This window comes from Arthrobacter sp. alpha11c (genome assembly GCF_054149985.1).
Map to the genome: position 1 here is coordinate 2,524,888 of NZ_CP196747.1, position 16,989 is coordinate 2,541,876.

At 61.5% G+C, this 16,989-nt stretch carries 12 protein-coding genes; 3 read left to right on the forward strand and 9 right to left on the reverse strand.

Annotated elements, in window-relative coordinates; genetic code table 11:
* Window positions 1–22 precede the first annotated feature (22 nt).
* A complete protein-coding gene (locus ACTAQJ_RS11450) occupies window positions 23–1,303 on the reverse strand; it encodes an ABC transporter substrate-binding protein (RefSeq protein ID WP_498702107.1) in 1,281 nt (426 codons plus the stop codon).
* A 267-nt stretch (window positions 1,304–1,570) separates the two neighbouring features.
* Here ACTAQJ_RS11450 and ACTAQJ_RS11455 point away from each other — a divergent pair, with 267 nt between their 5' ends.
* The 3 genes from ACTAQJ_RS11455 to ACTAQJ_RS11465 all read left to right on the forward strand — a co-directional run bounded on the left by ACTAQJ_RS11455 (window position 1,571) and on the right by ACTAQJ_RS11465 (window position 5,845).
* Window positions 1,571–1,753 carry a hypothetical protein gene (locus ACTAQJ_RS11455; RefSeq protein WP_498702108.1) on the forward strand — a complete coding sequence of 61 codons (183 nt, stop codon included), beginning with the start codon at window positions 1,571–1,573 and terminating at the stop codon, window positions 1,751–1,753.
* Between the two features lie 176 nt (window positions 1,754–1,929).
* Window positions 1,930–3,135: a NosD domain-containing protein gene (locus ACTAQJ_RS11460; protein WP_498702109.1), complete on the forward strand. Its 1,206-nt coding sequence runs from the start codon at window positions 1,930–1,932 to the stop codon at window positions 3,133–3,135.
* A 121-nt stretch (window positions 3,136–3,256) separates the two neighbouring features.
* On the forward strand, window positions 3,257–5,845 hold the full coding sequence (locus tag ACTAQJ_RS11465; RefSeq protein ID WP_498702110.1) for a GH32 C-terminal domain-containing protein: 2,589 nt from the start codon (window positions 3,257–3,259) through the stop codon (window positions 5,843–5,845).
* Between the two features lie 31 nt (window positions 5,846–5,876).
* Here ACTAQJ_RS11465 and ACTAQJ_RS11470 read toward each other — a convergent pair whose 3' ends face one another.
* The 8 genes from ACTAQJ_RS11470 to speB form a co-directional block, all read right to left on the reverse strand.
* Window positions 5,877–6,644, reverse strand: a complete 768-nt coding sequence (locus tag ACTAQJ_RS11470; RefSeq protein ID WP_498702112.1) for a copper homeostasis protein CutC — start codon at window positions 6,642–6,644, stop codon at window positions 5,877–5,879.
* A 9-nt stretch (window positions 6,645–6,653) separates the two neighbouring features.
* The gene (locus ACTAQJ_RS11475) at window positions 6,654–7,070 is read right to left on the reverse strand and encodes an acyl-CoA thioesterase (RefSeq protein ID WP_498702179.1); all 417 of its coding nucleotides are present in this window, start codon (window positions 7,068–7,070) and stop codon (window positions 6,654–6,656) included.
* Window positions 7,071–7,144: 74 nt separating this feature from the next.
* The gene (locus tag ACTAQJ_RS11480) at window positions 7,145–9,232 is read right to left on the reverse strand and encodes an ABC transporter ATP-binding protein (RefSeq protein WP_498702113.1); all 2,088 of its coding nucleotides are present in this window, start codon (window positions 9,230–9,232) and stop codon (window positions 7,145–7,147) included.
* Window positions 9,229–10,962: an ABC transporter ATP-binding protein gene (locus ACTAQJ_RS11485; RefSeq protein ID WP_498702114.1), complete on the reverse strand. Its 1,734-nt coding sequence runs from the start codon at window positions 10,960–10,962 to the stop codon at window positions 9,229–9,231. Before ACTAQJ_RS11485 ends, ACTAQJ_RS11480 begins: the two co-directional genes overlap by 4 nt.
* Before the next feature lie 334 nt (window positions 10,963–11,296).
* The gene (locus ACTAQJ_RS11490) at window positions 11,297–13,399 is read right to left on the reverse strand and encodes an MDR family MFS transporter (protein WP_498702115.1); all 2,103 of its coding nucleotides are present in this window, start codon (window positions 13,397–13,399) and stop codon (window positions 11,297–11,299) included.
* Window positions 13,400–13,408: 9 nt separating this feature from the next.
* Window positions 13,409–13,891: a MarR family winged helix-turn-helix transcriptional regulator gene (locus tag ACTAQJ_RS11495; protein WP_498702116.1), complete on the reverse strand. Its 483-nt coding sequence runs from the start codon at window positions 13,889–13,891 to the stop codon at window positions 13,409–13,411.
* A 136-nt stretch (window positions 13,892–14,027) separates the two neighbouring features.
* Complete coding sequence (locus ACTAQJ_RS11500; RefSeq protein ID WP_498702117.1) at window positions 14,028–15,731, reverse strand: thiamine pyrophosphate-binding protein; 1,704 nt, start codon at window positions 15,729–15,731, stop codon at window positions 14,028–14,030.
* Window positions 15,728–16,798 carry an agmatinase gene (gene speB / locus ACTAQJ_RS11505; RefSeq protein WP_416416767.1) on the reverse strand — a complete coding sequence of 357 codons (1,071 nt, stop codon included), beginning with the start codon at window positions 16,796–16,798 and terminating at the stop codon, window positions 15,728–15,730. Before speB ends, ACTAQJ_RS11500 begins: the two co-directional genes overlap by 4 nt.
* Window positions 16,799–16,989: the final 191 nt, after the last annotated feature.

Below are 16,989 nucleotides of genomic sequence, written 5' to 3' on the forward strand. Positions count from 1 at the left end.
GCTGGTGCCGGCCGCGGAGTCTTTACTTGAGGAGGTCCTGGATCTGCTTCTTGGCGTCAGCCAGGAGGGTGGCGGAGTCGCCGCCAGCCACAGCCTTCTGCAGGAGCGGGACCAGCACGGTGTCCACAATCTGCTGCCACTTGGCTGTTGCCGGACGTGTTGCGGTTGCCTTGCCGTTGAGTGTTTCGATCAGCGGCTTGAAGCTCTCGTAGCCCGGCTGGTTCTGGTACTTCTCAAACGCTGAGATGCGGGAGGCGAGTCCGAGGCTGGATTCCACACCCATGCTGTTGTGGTCGTACGCGCACTTGATGAACTTCTTGGCGGCATCAGCGTTCTTGGTCGCCTTGGGTACGGACAGGTACCACGGGCCCGGAACACCCGCGACGCCGGCACTTCCGCCAATCATCGCTGCAGCTCCAACCTTGCCTGCTACGGGAGAGTCCTTGGGGATCTGCCGGTAGGCGTGGGCCCAGAAGCGGGTCATGGCGGTCTTGCCCTGGTTGAACAGGTTCTGTGCCGCTGCCCAGTCAACCTGTGCAGCACCCGGAGGGGCGGACTTGGTGAGGCTCACGTAGAAGTCGAGCGCTTCCTTGTGGGCAGCGTTATCAATGACCACGTTGTTGTTCGCATCAAGGACCATCGGCGAGCCGGCCTGCAGGACATGGGCAAGCCATTCCGTTTCCACGGCGCCCTTCACGTCCGTGCCGTACATGCCGTCCTTGGTGAAGAACTCGGAGATGTCCTGGTACTGCTTCCATGTGGTGGGGGCTGCCAGTTCATAGCCGTACTTTGCCTTGAAGTCTGCCTTGTTCTTGGCATCATCGAAGAGATCCTTGCGGTACAGGATGATCTCTGCGTTGGTCCAGGCAGGCATGCCGATGAAGTGGCCGTCAACGTTGGCTTCCTTCACGAGGGCGGGGAAAATGTCTTTCTTGGCTTCATCGGTGAACAGTTCATCGATTGGCTGGACTGCATCCTTGAAACTGGGGAGCCACACGGAGTCCAATGCCGCGACGTCGAAGGAAACATTGCCGGAGGAGAACTCGCTGGAGAGCCGGTTGAACATGCCGTCATAGGGCAGTTCGACGAAGTTGACGTTGAGGCCGGTGTCTTTCTTGCACTGCTCGGCAACGCCTGTGAGTTCGGCGTGGCCGCCTGCTTCCACCAGGACGTTGACGGTGCTGGATGCGCTTCCGGATGTTGGTGCGGGGCCCCCGGCACCGCAACCCGTAGCTGCAAGTGCGACGGCAGTGCAGAGGCCGCCGAGTGTGACGAGTCTGGAGATGGTCTTTCGAGTGGACATCGCTGTCGACTTTCTCTTGGAACGGGATTGAAAGAATCTTTGGGGATGGAGAATCGTTTTGCCAAAACGACTTGGCAACACCATAGGCCCGATTTCCCAAGTATGTCAAGCGTCACATTTTGGCCAGTTTTGGCTCTTGACGGGCCCGACGGGCCACCCCTAGAGTCAGCGACGCAGCTAGATAAACCGTTTTGGCATATTTTGGCTGATTTGGCAGGTTTTTGCATCCGCCGTACCCAGTTGGGATCCCCCTTCAAAGGAGAACGTATGAAACCCATCCCGGACATCAGCCGACGAAGTGTGCTCCGCGCGCTTACGGCATCGGCAGCTGTCGCCTTCACTATGGCGGCAGCCGGCGGCGCTGCTGCAGCAGCACCTGGGCAGGTGGCCGCAACGCCCGACGCCGGTACTCACCTTCAGGGGCACCGCCACCTGATCGGCGTCCTGTAAAGCAACCGTCTATAGAGCACCCGTCTGTAGAACCACCCGGAACCGCCGGAGGCGTGCGGCAGCATGCGTCCAAGCGAGGCACGAGCGAGCATGCAGAGCACGGCGCCGGCGGTTCCGGACGCACTTGAAGAGAAGCAGCACAGTTCAGTCCCCCAACGATGTGAGGAGAACCAGCTTTGACCACCGTCTATGACGTCACCACTTGGAGCGTTCCAGGGAATCCGTCCGCCACCCCGTACAACGACATCGGGCTCATCATCAACAGCATCATCGCTGACATCAAAAGCCAGCAGACCAGCCAGGCGTCCAAGCCCGGTGCCGTGATCTACATCCCGCCGGGAGACTACTCCTTGAAGACCCGGGTGAATGTGGACATCAGCTTCCTGACCATCCGCGGATCGGGCCATGGCTTCACCTCGTTGAGCATCCGCTACAACGCCGGCAACACCTCGGGCTGGCACGAGATCAACCCCGGCGCCAGCCGCGTCAGGGTGGAAAATACAGACGGGAACACGGACGCCTTCCGGGTCTACCGCACAGGTGATCCGCGGATCAGCGGGGTGGTGTTCGAGAACTTCTGCCTTGATGGCGTGTCCTTCGGTTCCAACGAGAACGATTACACCAACGGCAAAACAGGCATCCGCTTCGATTCTGCCAACGATTCCTGCCGGGTGGAGCGCATGGGAATGGTGTACCTGGAGCATGGCCTTGTTGTGAGGGACACCGATGCCCTGAGCGTCAGCAGCAACTTCCTTGCCGAATGTGGATCCTGCGTGGAACTGACAGGATCAGGCCAGGCCTCAAAAGTCACCGACAACCTCATTGGCGCCGGCTTCGTGGGATTCTCGATCTTCGCCGAGGGGCACATGGGCTTGCTGGTTACGGGCAACAACGTCTTCCCCCGCGGCAAGAGCAGCGTGCACTTCAAGGACTGCACGCGCTCCTCCATTACGTCCAACCGCTTCCATGCCTTCTACCCCGGCATGGTGAATTTCGAAGGAAGCTGCACGGAAAACCTCGTCGGAGCCAATCACTTCCTGCGCCAGATGGAACCGTTCGATCCCCTCAAGCCATACAACAACGGGTTGGACGATCTCTTCGGGCTGGTCCACATAGCGGGCAGCAACAACACGGTTACTGGAAACCACTTCAGCTACGACGTCGCCTCCGGATCGGTCACGCCGTCCGGGCAGACGCCCACCATCATCCTGGTGGCTTCCGGAAACAACAACTACATCGCCACCAACAACACCGTCTCGGCCATTGCGGTGCACACGGTGGTCCTGGATGCATCAACTTCCGGTTCCAAGGTGCTGGACAGCGGCGATAGCAACCAGGTGGTGAGGTACGCGTCCAACTACGCGTTCAGGGCAACGCCGTAACCGCACGACGTAACAGCCGCAACAGCACGGCATAAGTAACGACGGCGGCGGCGTCGCCCCACAAGGCGGGTCCGCCGTCGTCATCCCGCAACGCAAGCCCTTGACGAAAGGTCTGTCAACGATGACAAGACGCACCAAAGCCTTAATATCGATCGGGGCGGCCGTGGCACTCACCGCTGCCTCATTCTCCGTTGCCACCACCGCCCAGGCCACAGACCCGGACCCCGCCACCCAGCAATACCGGCCCTACCTGCATTACACGCCAGAAGCGAACTGGATGAACGATCCCAACGGACTCGTTTTCCACAACGGAAAATACCACATGTATTACCAGTACAACCCCAACGGAACGCGCTGGGGAGACATGAGCTGGGGCCACGCGTCCTCCACCGACCTGATCCACTGGGAGGAACAACCACTCGCCATTCCACGAGGTTTCAACGGATCCGGCCAGGTGATCGAGGAAATCTTCTCCGGGTCTGTAGTGGTGGACACCCAGAACACCAGCGGACTTGGGACCCTCCAAAATCCGCCGTTGGTGGCCATCTACACCAGCAATTACACTGGGGCCCACCCCACCCTCGCGGGTAAACAAGCACAGTCACTGGCGTTCAGCACCGACGACGGACAGACCTGGACCAAGTACGGCAACAACCCGGTCCTGAACAGGAACACCTCGAGCTTCCGCGACCCCAAAGTCTTCTGGTACGACTCCCCCACCGGTCCGGACTACTGGGTCATGGCAGCCGTTGAAGCCGACGAACACCGGGTCCTCTTCTACAAGAGCAACGACCTGAAGCAATGGGACTATCTGGATGACTTCGGTCCGGCAAATGCGACCGGAGGGCAGTGGGAATGCCCTGATCTGTTCCCCCTCGCGGTTGACGGAGACCCAAACAACGTCAAGTGGGTCCTCTCCGTGAACATCAACCCTGGAGCCGTCGCCGGCGGCAGCGGCGGACAATACTTCGTGGGCACCTTCAACGGCACTTCCTTCAGCGCCGAAAATATCGATCCCGCGAGCCAGCTTCCCCCCGGAAACGTCCTTGGCGGCTTCAACAGTGGCAATTACAGCGGCTGGAACGTCCAGAACGATCCGTCAAACAGTTCCGGACCCTGGGGAAGCGCCCCCGCCTCAGGAAGTCTTTCAGGACAAATGGCGGTTACCGGCAGCATCGGAGCCGGGCTGGTTAACGGCTTCCATGGTGGAGATGCACCCGTGGGCACCATGGAATCAGCACCTTTCACCCTGGACAAGGACTACCTCAACTTCCTCGCGGGCGGTGGAAAGCACCCGCAGGAAACCGGCAAGCAGTCGGGTAACCAGGCCCCTCCGGGCTACCTGCTGTTCGACGGCTTCGACTACCCCGGGACACTCACACAAGCCGGCTGGCAGCTCACCGGCGACTTCCAGGCAGCACTTAACCCCTCGACGTCGGGCGGTGAATTCGCCATCGGGAAACGGATCAACACGTTCGAAGGCGGCCCGTACCAGGACAACAACGTCGGCACCATCACCTCTCCCGAGTTTTACCTGACCAACACCAACATCGGCTTCCTTCTGGGCGGCGGCAGCCGCACGGGCGGAGAACTCCAGGTTGAACTGCTGGTGGGAGGGGTGCCGGTGCGCACCTCAACGGGCACAAATTCGGGCGACCTGAACTGGCAGAACTGGGACGTTTCCCCCTGGTACGGCCAGATCGCCCGCATCCGGGTTGTAGACAACGCAACCGGGCCATGGGGCCACCTGACGCTGGACAACATGGTGTTGGGTTCGGAACCGGCGAAGCCCAGGAGTGCTGAAACCACCGTGAACCTTGTGGTCAATGGTCAAACAGTCCGTACCGCCACCGGCAACGATTCCGAACATCTGGAGTGGCAAGCCTGGGACGTCAGCGCCTACAAAGGCAGCCAGGCCACTATCAAGATCGTGGACAACAACCGCGGCGGCTGGGGACACATACTCGCCGACGAATTCGTTTCCTCGGATGCCTCCCACCTCGAGCAGCACGATTGGCTGGACTGGGGCAGGGACTACTACGCTACGGTTTCCTTCAACAATGCTCCAGGCGGCAAGCGGATCATGCTGGGCTGGATGAACAACTGGGACTACGGCCAGGACACTCCCACCACCACGTGGCGCGGAACCATGGCGTTGCCGCGTGAAGTGGTACTAACCCAGACGTCCGCGGGTCCGCGGCTGCGGCAGCAGGTGGTGTCCCAGGCGGAGGCGTTGAAGAATACGGCGGCCGCATACACTGCGCCCGCCCAGGACATCACGCCGGGAACAACCACGCTTCCCATCACAGGTGATGTGGTCCAGGTCGACGCAGAGTTCTCTCCGGGGACGGCAACGGCGTTTGGCCTGAAAGTCCTCGACAATGGAAGCGAAGCAACCCGGATCGGCTACGCTCCGTCCACGAAACGGCTTGCCGTCGACAGGACCAACTCGGGCAATGAGGGATTCCATTCGGCCTTCAGTTCAGTAGAGGACCCGAGGGTGGAGTTGATCAACGGCCGTCTCCGCCTGCGCCTGTACGTGGACCGCGCATCCGTGGAGCTCTTCGCCCAGGACGGGCTGACCACCATCACGGACCAAGTCTTTCCAAGCGCTGGGGCGACCCACATCTCGGTCTTCTCAGAAGGAGGAACCGCACGGCTCGAAAGCCTGACGGTAACTCCCCTGAATCCGGCAATGTGGGGAGGCTGAGCTCAAGGGCGATTGAGCCCAGCAGTGGAAACTATGCCGGAGGAGCACCGAGTTCCAGCGCGTTGATCTCCGCTCGCGCCATGCGGACCGTTTCCCGGTCCGTGACGGTATAGGCAGTGGGGTCGGCGCCGTCCTGCGCGCCAAGGGATATGGTTCGGTGACCAAGCGTAGAGACAGTTCTCTTGGCGGACATATGAACGGCTGAAAGGCCGGCCGCGTGCATCGCCGGGATATCGCCAAGGTTCAGCCCGCCTCCGGCCATGATTTCCAGGGCTCCCTCGGCCCGTTCCACCATCTCGGAAAGGTTGGCAAGGCCTGCACCTGCTGTGGCCTCGTGCCCAGATGTTAGTACCCGGGTGAATCCGAGTTCCAGCAATTGATCAAGGGTGGCCATGGGGTCCCGTGACTGGTCGATCGCGCGATGGAAGGTCAACTGCGTTTCAGGGCTCGCCTGCCGGGCAGAATCCACCAAGCGTTGGACCGCGTGAACGTCGATGTCACCCTCTGCGGTCAGGGCGCCCACCACTACCCCGTGGGCGCCCTGAGCCAGCAGATGACGTACTTCGTGCACCATGGTGTCCACGTCCGAGGCGGAGTAGTGGAAATCGCCGGGGCGGCATCGCACCAGCGGATGGATCTCAAGGCGCCCGGCAACGTGTTCAATGCTGGCTTCCATGAGGCCCTGACTTGGCGTGATGCCACCAAGTTCCAGGCTGCTGCAGAGCTCAATCCGATCGGCACCCTCGGAGGCGGCCGTACCGGCACCCGTCGCGCTCACCACGGCGATTTCAAGTTTCATGGTGAAACTCTACGCGCGGTAACGCTCCAGCTTTTCCCTCTGGTCCGGAGTGAGCCTGAGGACCCTGCCGGTAGCCTCTGCCACGAAGGCCAGGTGCGTACTGGCTTTGACGCAGTCTTCCCTTGTGACGGGGTCCTTGATGACGTAGTGAAGATCAAAGCTGGCCCCCTTGATGGCGCCAACCCAAATCTCCACCACTGCCGGGATGTTGCGGTATTCCAACGTCCGCACATACCGGACTTTGTGCTCCACAACCAACGTCATGGTGCCCTCTTCAACGTCGTTGAAGAGCGCCGCCGGTGGTTCTGTGCCCGGAAGGCCAGCACCCCGTGGTGGTCCGAAAGCCGCGATTCGGGCTTCTTCCAGCATCCGGACGATCTGCACATTGTTGATATGCCCGTACGCATCCATGTCACCCCAGCGCATGGGTACGAGTACCTCAATGCGCTGGGGTTCCACGGAGTCCCGGGCGTGCAACCCAGTACTTAGGGAATGCGCGCTCAGCTGTGCACCGCCGTCGAATCGTCCACGGCGGTCTCTTCCTCACCGGCAAACTGGGACATGTACAGGCGGTAGTACGCGCCTTGGAGCACCAGCAGCTGGTTGTGGTTGCCCTGCTCCACGATCCGCCCGTTCTCCATCACCAGGATGGTATCGGCGTCGCGGATGGTGGACAACCGGTGCGCGATGACGAAGCTGGTCCGGTCCGTGCGGAGGGCGGCCATGGCCTTCTGCAGCAGCAGCTCAGTACGGGTATCCACAGAGCTCGTAGCCTCATCAAGGATCAGCAGTGAAGGATCGGAGACGAACGCACGGGCAATGGTGATGAGCTGCTTCTCACCGGCGCTGACGTTGTTGCCTTCTTCATCGATGATCGTCTGGTAACCATCCGGCAATGCCCGGACGAAGCGGTCCACATAAGTGGCCTTGGCCGCTTCCATGATTTGTTCCTCGGTGGCGTCAAGGTTGCCGTACTTGATGTTGTCGTAGATGGTCCCGCCGAAAAGCCAGGCATCCTGCAACACCATGCCTACCTTGGACCGCAGCTCGGAGCGGCTGAGATCCTTGATATCCACGCCGTCCAAGGTGATGCGCCCGGCATTGAGCTCGTAGAAGCGCATTACCAGGTTCACCAGGGTGGTCTTTCCGGCCCCCGTGGGTCCGACGATCGCCACGGTGTGGCCAGGCTCTGCACTGAAGGACAGGTCCTCGATGAGGGGCTTGTCCTCCACGTAGCTGAAGGAGACATGCTCAAACTCCACGTGGCCGTCGGTCTTGGCCGGCAGGTGGCGCGTACCGGTCTCTTCAACTTCTTCGTCGGCGTCAAGGAATTCGAAAACGCGCTCGGCCGAGGCCACACCGGACTGCAGCATGTTGGCCATGCCGGCGATCTGGCCGAGGGGCTGAGTGAATTCCCGCGAGTACTGGATGAAGGCTGTGGCGTCGCCAAGGCTCATGGAGCCGGAGGCAACCCGCAGGCCGCCAACCACCGCAATGCCGACGTAGGACAGGTAGGACACAAAGTTCATGGCCGGGAAGATTACGCCGGAAACAAACTGGGCCCCGAAGGACGCCTTGTACAGGGCCTCGTTGCGTTCATCGAAGCGCACCAGCATGTCAGCGTCTCGGCCAAACACCTTCACCAGGTCATGCCCGGAGAATGATTCCTCGATCTGGCCATTCAGGGAACCGGTGTTCTTCCACTGTGCAGCGAAAAGCTTCTGGCTCCTGGCACCAATGACGCCGGCCATGACACCGGAGAGTGGCAGCGCGATCAGTGCGATCAGTGCCAGTTCCCAGGACACGATGAACATCATCACCGTGATGCCCAGGACGGTGAGCACCGAGCTGACCAGCTGTGCGAACGCCTGCTGCAATCCCTGCTGGACGTTGTCGACGTCGTTCGTGACGCGGGAGAGGATGTCGCCGCGCTGACGGGTGTCGAAATAGTTCAGCGGGAGCCTGTTGAGCTTTGCCTGGACGTCGTTACGGAGTTGCTTGATGACGCGCATGACGATCCTGTTGAGCAACCAGCCCTGAGCCCACAGGAAGATGTTGGCCACAAAGTACATCAGGAGCACGATCGAAATAAGGAACGTCAGCTTGGGGAAGTCGATCCCGTTGGTGAGTTGCATCTTGGAGACCATGTCCGCAAAGTTCTCTTGGCCTTGCTGGCGCATGAGCTCTACGAACTGTTCCTGGGAGACGCCGGGCGGCAGCTGCTTGCCCATGACGCCGCCGAAGATCACGTCCATCGCGCTGCCCAGAATCTTGGGTGCAATCACATTCAGGACCACCGAGACCACCACAAGGCCGATCACGATGTAGACGCCGACACTCTCAGGCTTCAACAAGCCCATGAGCCGCTTGGCTGATGGCCAGAACTCCTTGGCTTTCTTGGCAGGAACATCGCCGAACATACCGCCATCGGCTTCCGAAGGGACGTACTCCTCCTCTACGAAGTCGTCGTCATCAAGTGCCTCGGTTGCCACGTCCGCCTCGTCTGCCTCGGCTGTAGCCTGGGCATTCTTCGCGGCCTCTGCCTTGGCAGCCCAGCCACGCTTCTTCTGCTGGTTCTGCTCGCTCATGCGACTTCCTCTACACTCAGCTGGGATTCAACGATTTCCTGGTACGTAGGCGAGGTTTCAAGCAGTTCATCGTGCGTTCCGCGATCCACGATCCGGCCGTTATCCAGGACCAGGATCTCGTCCGCATCGGCAATGGTGGAGACGCGCTGGGCGACGATAATGACTGTGGCGTCGCGTGTCTTGGCTTTCAAGGCCTTTCGGAGCCTCGCATCGGTGGCAACGTCCAACGCGGAGAAGGAATCGTCAAACAGATAGACATTCGGCTTGGTCACCAAGGCCCTGGCAATGGAAAGGCGCTGGCGCTGGCCGCCGGACACATTGGTGCCACCCTGGGCGATCCGCCGGTTCAGGCCGGATGACTTTTCCTCAACGAAGCCCTTGGCCTGCGCGGTCTCCAGCGCTTCCCAGAGTTCCTCGTCAGTAGCCTCGGGCTTGCCAAAGCGCAGGTTGTGCTCGATGGTCCCCGAGAAAAGATACGGCTTCTGCGGCACCGCCGAGACGCGGCTGGTGATCTCCGACGCGTCCAGTTCGGTGACGGGGACGCCGTCGAGAAGGACGTCACCTGAGGCGACATCGTAAAGCCGCGGCAGCAGGGAGACCAGGGTGGTCTTGCCTGCGCCTGTGGAACCGATGATCGCCAGGGTCTTGCCCGGCTCAGCGGTGAAGGAAATGTTGCTCAGCACCGGCGCCTCGGCTCCGGGGTACTTGAAGGTGACATCGCGGAACTCCACGTGTCCCTTCTTTTCGGAGGGAACCACAGGGGACGTGGGGTTGTGGATGGAAGGCTCAACGTCCAGGACCTCGCCGATGCGGTCTGCACAGACGGAAGCACGGGGAATCATCATGGCCATGAAGGTTCCCATCATGACTGCCATCAGGATCTGGAGGAGGTATTGAAGGAAAGCAGTCAGGGAGCCTACCTGCATGTCGCCGGAGTCCACACGCTGACCGCCGAACCACAGCACCGCCGCAGTAGACAGGTGCAGGATCATGCCGATGGCCGGGAACATCAGGACAAAGAGATTGCCGATCTTCACGGAGACGGCGGTGAGGTCCTGGTTGGCGTCACCGAAACGCTTGGCTTCGTAAGGTTCTCGCACAAAGGCACGGACAACGCGGATACCAATGATTTGCTCGCGGAGCACACCGTTGATGGCGTCGATCTTGGTCTGCATTGAACGGAACAGCGGCATCAACCGGACCACGAGGTAGCCCACCACTGCCACAAGGATGGGCACGGAGACCCAGACCAGCCAGGACAGGCTGAGGTCCTCGCGGAGGGCCATGATGATGCCACCCACGCACATGATGGGTGTGGAGACCATGAAGTTCAGGCCCATCAGCACCAGCATCTGGACCTGCTGGACATCATTGGTGCCGCGGGTGATCAGCGTAGGAGCACCAAAACGGTTCACGTCCTGTGCGGAAAAGCTGCTCACTTGGCGGTAGACGCTGCGCCGGAGGTCCCGGCCGATCGCCATTGCTGTGCGCGCACCGAAGTAGACGGCTGCGACAGCGGTGAGCACCTGGCCGAGTGCGACGGCGAGCATCAGCGCGCCGGTCCGCCAAATGAAATCGGTGTCGCCGCGGGAGACTCCCTCGTCAATGATTTTGGCGTTGAGGCTCGGGAGGTAGAGCGTGGCAATAGTGGACGCCAACTGGAATATGAGGACGGCCACTATCTGCGGCAAATACGGCTTGGAGTAGCGCCGTATAAGGGTGACAAGCATGCCCACGGGTCCTTAGAAAGAGTGCGTGAATGAAGTAAGAGAAGTTTTGCAGCAGGGGCTGACAGTATTAGCCTCCCTACTCTACGAAATCCGTTGCCTCGGCGAAACAACCTAGGGAAAAGATCATCCCAGCGGAGTATTTCCCGTGTCGGATGTGCTCCCGCTGGTGCAGGCACCACAGCCGTTGCAGGCCCGATCAGCCGCTGCAAGCAACAAAAACGCCGGCTGGTCCCCCAGCCGGCGCTTTCGCTCCCGCACTTGTTCGTCTCGCCCTCGTTCGCCACACCCCACGTAGTACGCCGGGAGTTTCGAACGAGAGCGGGATCTGTGAGGTTTAGCCAGCGTGCTTGCCGTGGTCCGAACGTGCTTCGCGCGCTTCGACGCCCTGGAGGAGCATCAACGCCATTCGCTCCTGCTGCCTGCGTTCGCGCTTGAGCTCTTTGCGGAGGGCGGACAGTTCGCTGGCAGTGCGCGCCTGCTGCTCCGCGACCGTCTGCTGCTCACGCAGACGGGCCTGCAGTTCAACGTTGGCCCGGCTCAGCTGCAATTGCTGTTCGGCCAGGACGTATTGGGTGCGGGAGAGTTGTTCCTGCAATTCCTTGACGTCCGCAGTCCCCTGGGGGCGTTCCTGGGTCAGGATCCGCGCGAATTCCAGGTCAAGATCGGATCCGGAGTCCGTGGTCGGATCCTGGCGCTCACCCACCGGAACCTGACGGCCGCGCCCTGAAACGGCGGGCTCGGCACCCAAGCGGCGTGCGCCGTCGTCGGACGTTCCTCCCTGACCGACGCGGGCGGTATCCACGGACGCGGTGTCCAAGGAACCGGTATCCAGAGTCGAAGTGTCCAGGGACATGGCGGCATCTCCGGACGCCGTCGCAATAAGTTCCTTCTCGGGAGCAGCGTCCACGGTGCGCCGCAGCGGACGTTCCTTGATGAACAGCACAGCCAGGAGTGCCACCACACTGATGATCGCGGAGATCAGGAAGATCTGGGCAGTGGCATCGCCGTAGGCAGCGCGCATGATGTCCGCGATGGGAGCAGGCATGTCGGCCAGGTCCATACTGGCACCGGACCCTCCACCTTGGACCGGAATACCGGCGGCGGCCATGCCTTCAACTGCCAGGTCCTTCACGTGGTTGGACATGATGGCGCCAAGGACGGATACGCCGATTGCGCCACCTACAGAACGGAAGAAGGCCACCGAGGCACTGGCCGTTCCGATGTCCTTGGCCTGGACCGTGTTCTGCACGGCGAGCACCAGGTTCTGCATCAGCATGCCCAAACCGAGGCCGAACACACCGGTGTAGATGGCTACAATCCACAGTTCTGTGGTGTGGTCCATGGTGCCGGCGAAAGCGAGGCCACCGATCAGGAGCACGGAGCCGGCGATCAGGAACCGCTTCCATTTGCCGAAGCGGCTGATCAGGACGCCCGACGCCACAGAACCAATAAGGTTGCCGGCGATCATTGGCAGCGTCAGCAGGCCAGCCTCAGTGGGCGTGGCTCCACGGGCCACCTGGAAATACTGGCCCAGGAACGTGGACGAACCGAACATGGCGATACCGACCGCGATTGACGCGATGATGGCAAGTGCCGTGGTGCGCTCGGAGATGATCTTCAGCGGGATGATCGGCTGGGCAACTTTGGTTTCCACCAGCACCAGGAGCGCCAACAGCGCCACGCCGCCACCCACCATGAGTGCTGACTCCCAGGAGAACCAGTCGTAGTAGTCCGGGTTGCCGGCAAAGGAAACCCAGATGAGGAGCAGGCTCACGCCCGAAGTCAGGAGGATGGAGCCGAGCCAGTCGATCTTGGCGGGACGCTTGATGTGCTGGATCTTCAGGGTCACCTGAAGCAGGATGAGCGCAACAACGGCCAGCGGCACGCAGACGAAGAACGTCCAGCGCCAGCCGAGCGGGCTGTCCACAATGAAGCCGCCCAGGAGCGGGCCGCCGGCAGTGCCCACTGCCATCACGGCACCCATGTAGCCGGAGTACTTGCCACGATCCCGCGGCGGAATCATGGAACCGATGATTGCCTGGGCCAGGGCGGTGAGGCCACCCATGGCGATTCCTTGAATGACACGCGCAGTAAGCAGCAGCGGAATCGTCTCGGACAAGCCAGCCATGACGGAGCCCGCCACGAAGATAATGATGCTCAGCTGGACCAGGAGCTTCTTGTCGAAGAGGTCTGCGAGCTTTCCCCAGATCGGCGTGGTGGCCGCATTCGCAAGCAACGCTGCGGTGATGACCCAGGCGAAATCGGTTTGCGTGCCCTTGAGTTCGGACATGATGGTTGGCAGCGCGTTGGCGACGATGGTGCTGCTCAGGATCGCTGTGAAGAAGGCCGCGAGGAGACCTGTGAGGGCTTCCATGATTTGCCGGTGGGTCATGGGTGCGGCGACCTCCGGGGCGGCTGTCTGAACTGGTGTGGCCATGCGTGGCTCCTAAGCTGTGTGAGTCGAGTTGGTGGAGCCGGCCGCCGTTGCCCGGATTGAGTCCTTAAGGGACGTGGTGAGTTTATTGATGACCTGGGAGGCCTCGAGGGCGTCAGCCTCGCTCCAATCGGCCAGGTAATCCCGCAGCCTCACGCTGCGTTGTTCTTCGAACTCGCGCAGTTTCGCCGCGCCCTCCTCCGTCAGGGCAAGGAGCTGGGCCCTGCCATCCGCCGGGTCAGGCCGCCTTGCGACGAAACCAAGTTCCTCGAGTTCGGCGACATGCCTGCTCAGGACCGGCGCACTGACACCCAGGCGCGCCGCCAGTGAGGTCGCCCGGGTCTCCCCCTCGCCGATGAAGCGCATGACGCCTTGGACCGCCATCCCGACGTCGGGAACGCGGGCCATGTGGGCGGTCACCACGCAACGCAGGGTGCGCTGGAGATCGAATATTTGATGCACAAGATCGGTTGCTGTGGCAGAACCGACGGACATGGAAAACTCCCCTTTTTTGTTTGCCTAAAGCAACTATAACTCATATTGATTGCTTTGGGAAACTAAAGAAGAGCTTTGGGCCTTAAAAGCATCAAGCCCCCGCACGGAAAACGTGCGGGGGCTTGATCTTGGGTACTTAGTGGTCCAGGTGGGTGGGGCCGAACATCTTTAGCAGCGTCTCAACCACGACGACGTTGGGACCGTCAGCTTCGAAGGACGCTCTGAGCGCGTCCCCCACTTCCTCCGGGGAAACCCGGCGCGCCGGAACGCCGAACGACTCGGCCAGCTTCACGAAGTCCGGGCGTGCGAGCTCAGTGGCCGTGGCCTTGCCGAAAGCACCCACCATGTATTCGCGGAGGATGCCGTAGCCGCCGTCGTCCACGATCAGCCACGTGACCGGGATATTGTGCTGCTTCGCCGTGGCAAGTTCGGAGATGGAGTACATCGAGGAACCGTCACCGGACACAGCGAGCACTCGACTCGGTTTGCCCGTGGTCTCCAATCCCACGGCGCCGCCGATTGCGGCGGGGAATCCGTAGCCGAGCCCGCCGGCGCCCTGGGCGGAATGGAACTGACCTTCACGGGCGTCCCAGCAGCTCCAGCCCCAGTACGCGGAGATGGTCATGTCCCAGAACGTCTGCATGTCAGCCGGGACAGCCTCGCGGATGTCGGCCATGAACTTCAGTTCCTTGGCCAGGTCCTGTGATTCCAGGCGTGCCTTGACCTTGGCCAAAGACTCCTTGACTACGTCTTCAGGGCTGGTGCCGTGCCAGGAACGCGTCACCGTGTCGGCAGCACCCGCTGCTGCGAGGGCTTCGTCCAGTGCTGCGAGTGCCTGGCCGGCGTCGGCACGGATGCCCAAACCTGGCCGGTTGGATTCCAGGACGCGGGGTTCGGCGTCGATCTGGATGATGCGGCCGCGGGGTTCGAACGTGAAGTAGTTCGAGGTCACTTCTCCGAGGGAAGAGCCGATGACGATGAGTACGTCGGCATCTTCCAGGACATCGGTCATGTACCGGTCCTCGATCCACGACTGCAAGGACAACTCATGCTTCCACGGGAACGCACCGTTGCCGCCAGGGGTGCAGATCACCGGTGCGCGCAGCTGCTCGGCAATGGAGAGCAGCGACTTCTCAGCCCGGCCACGGCGCGTACCGCCGCCTGCGATGATCGCCGGACGTTCCGCCGTCGAAAGCCACTTCACGGCCTCGCGGATCAGTTCGACGCGCGGCGGGTTGTCTGCTGCCTCGGCGAGCGCATCCTCCACCGGCGGGACCATGATCGGATCCAGCAGGACGTTCTGTGGAATCTCGATCCACACCGGACCCTGCGGCGAGGAAATCGCCTCGGTCCAGGCGTCCTGGATCGCCGACGGGATGCCCGAGGCGTGCTGGATCAGGCGCTGGCTCTTGGTGACGTTCGCGGCCGAAGCCTTCTGGTCATCCAATTGATGCAGCATGCCCTTGCGGCGAGCGCCCAAGCCCTCAAGCGGAATCTGGCTGGCCACAACCACCATCGGAACACCGGTGGCATAAGCCTCCTGCAAACCCGCAAGGGAGGTGAGCGCACCCGGACCGGTGGACAGGAACAGCACGCCCACCTCGCCGGTGGCCCGGGAGTAGCCGTCAGCTGCGAAGGCCGAGTTGTTCTCCACGCGGGAGGACACGAAGTGCAGGTTGCCGCGGCCCATGGCGTCAAAGAGACCTAAAGCGTGTTGGCCCGGGATGCCGAACACCGTCTTCGCCCCCAGCGCTTCGAGGGTCTCGACGACGAGGTCCCCACCATTGCGCTGATCAGTACCGCGGGTTGGCGCCGCGGTGCCTGGATCGAAATCGATCATCGCGTTTCTCCTGCAGTGCCGGTTGCCTGGGCGAGCTCTGCGATGCGGGCACCGAGGGCCTGCTGGGCGTAGCCGTTCGGTGCGCCGTGACGGTCACCTTCCACGGCATTGTCTGCCATGAGGGTGACCAGTTCATAAGCAACGTGGCTGCCGGCGACGCCAGTGATTTCCGCGTGGTCATAAGCCGGGGCAACTTCCACGATGTCCGCACCAACGAGGTTCATGCCACGGAAGCCACGGATGATCTCGAGCAGTTCACGGCTGGTAATGCCGCCTGCTTCGGGAGTACCGGTGCCGGGCGCGTGCGCCGGATCCAGGACGTCGATGTCCACCGAGATGTACAGCGGACGATTTCCGATGCGGTCGCGGATCTTGGCCACCGTCTCCAGGACGCCTTGGTAGTAGACGTCAGCGGAGGTGACGATTCCGAAGCCAAAGCGGTGGTCGTCGTCGAGGTCTTTTTTGCCATACAACGGACCGCGGGTACCCACGTGGCTGATTGCCTCCGTGTCCAGGATGCCTTCTTCCACAGCGCGGCGGAAGGGCGTACCGTGCGTGTATTCCGCGCCGAAGTAGGTGTCCCAGGTGTCCAGGTGCGCGTCGAAGTGGAGCATAGCCACCGGCTCACCGGCGCGCTCTGCTGCTGCCCTCAGGAGCGGAAGGGCGATGGTGTGATCGCCACCCAGGGTGACCAGCTTGCTGCCGTTGGCCGTGAGGTCCAGCGCGTTCTGCTGGATTGTCTCGATGGCCTCGTTGATGTTGAACGGGTTCACCGCCATGTCGCCGGCATCCGCCACTTGGATGTTCTCGAAGGGGCTGACATCCCAGGCAGGGTTGTACGGGCGCAGCAGGCGGCTGGCCTCACGCACATGGTTCGCGCCGAAGCGGGCGCCGGGACGGTAGGAAACACCGGAGTCGAAAGGTACGCCAACAACCGTGACGTCAGCTTTGGATACCTGGTCCAAGCGGGGCAGGCGGGCGTAGGTGGCGGCACCGGCGTAGCGCGGGATGCGGGATGAATCGATGGGACCGAGGTTCCCGTTGGCTTCAATACGGAGCTCTTCCAAAATGCGCCACTCCTTAGTGGATAGGTCGAGATGAATCAGTAACTGTGACACCCATCATACACTCAAAGTTTCCTAATAAGCATCACCTGTTTACAAGTTCCCTTTGTCGGTGAGCTCATATGAGATGCCGGTCACATCGGGCGTAAAGATTCCATAAAAACCGGGGTCCCGGCGCAGAACGCGGCCATACG

What these genes read in the sequence shown, in the direction of transcription:
- ACTAQJ_RS11455 (WP_498702108.1), top strand. Translation starts at nt 1,571, where the DNA reads ATGAAACCCATCCCGGACATCAGCCGACGAAGTGTGCTCCGCGCGCTT.
- ACTAQJ_RS11490 (WP_498702115.1), bottom strand. Translation starts at nt 13,399, where the DNA reads ATGGCCACACCAGTTCAGACAGCCGCCCCGGAGGTCGCCGCACCCATG.
- ACTAQJ_RS11500 (WP_498702117.1), bottom strand. Translation starts at nt 15,731, where the DNA reads ATGATCGATTTCGATCCAGGCACCGCGGCGCCAACCCGCGGTACTGAT.
- ACTAQJ_RS11495 (WP_498702116.1), bottom strand. Translation starts at nt 13,891, where the DNA reads ATGTCCGTCGGTTCTGCCACAGCAACCGATCTTGTGCATCAAATATTC.
- ACTAQJ_RS11480 (WP_498702113.1), bottom strand. Translation starts at nt 9,232, where the DNA reads ATGAGCGAGCAGAACCAGCAGAAGAAGCGTGGCTGGGCTGCCAAGGCA.
- ACTAQJ_RS11465 (WP_498702110.1), top strand. Translation starts at nt 3,257, where the DNA reads ATGACAAGACGCACCAAAGCCTTAATATCGATCGGGGCGGCCGTGGCA.
- ACTAQJ_RS11470 (WP_498702112.1), bottom strand. Translation starts at nt 6,644, where the DNA reads ATGAAACTTGAAATCGCCGTGGTGAGCGCGACGGGTGCCGGTACGGCC.
- ACTAQJ_RS11450 (WP_498702107.1), bottom strand. Translation starts at nt 1,303, where the DNA reads ATGTCCACTCGAAAGACCATCTCCAGACTCGTCACACTCGGCGGCCTC.
- ACTAQJ_RS11485 (WP_498702114.1), bottom strand. Translation starts at nt 10,962, where the DNA reads ATGCTTGTCACCCTTATACGGCGCTACTCCAAGCCGTATTTGCCGCAG.
- ACTAQJ_RS11475 (WP_498702179.1), bottom strand. Translation starts at nt 7,070, where the DNA reads ATGCGCTGGGGTGACATGGATGCGTACGGGCATATCAACAATGTGCAG.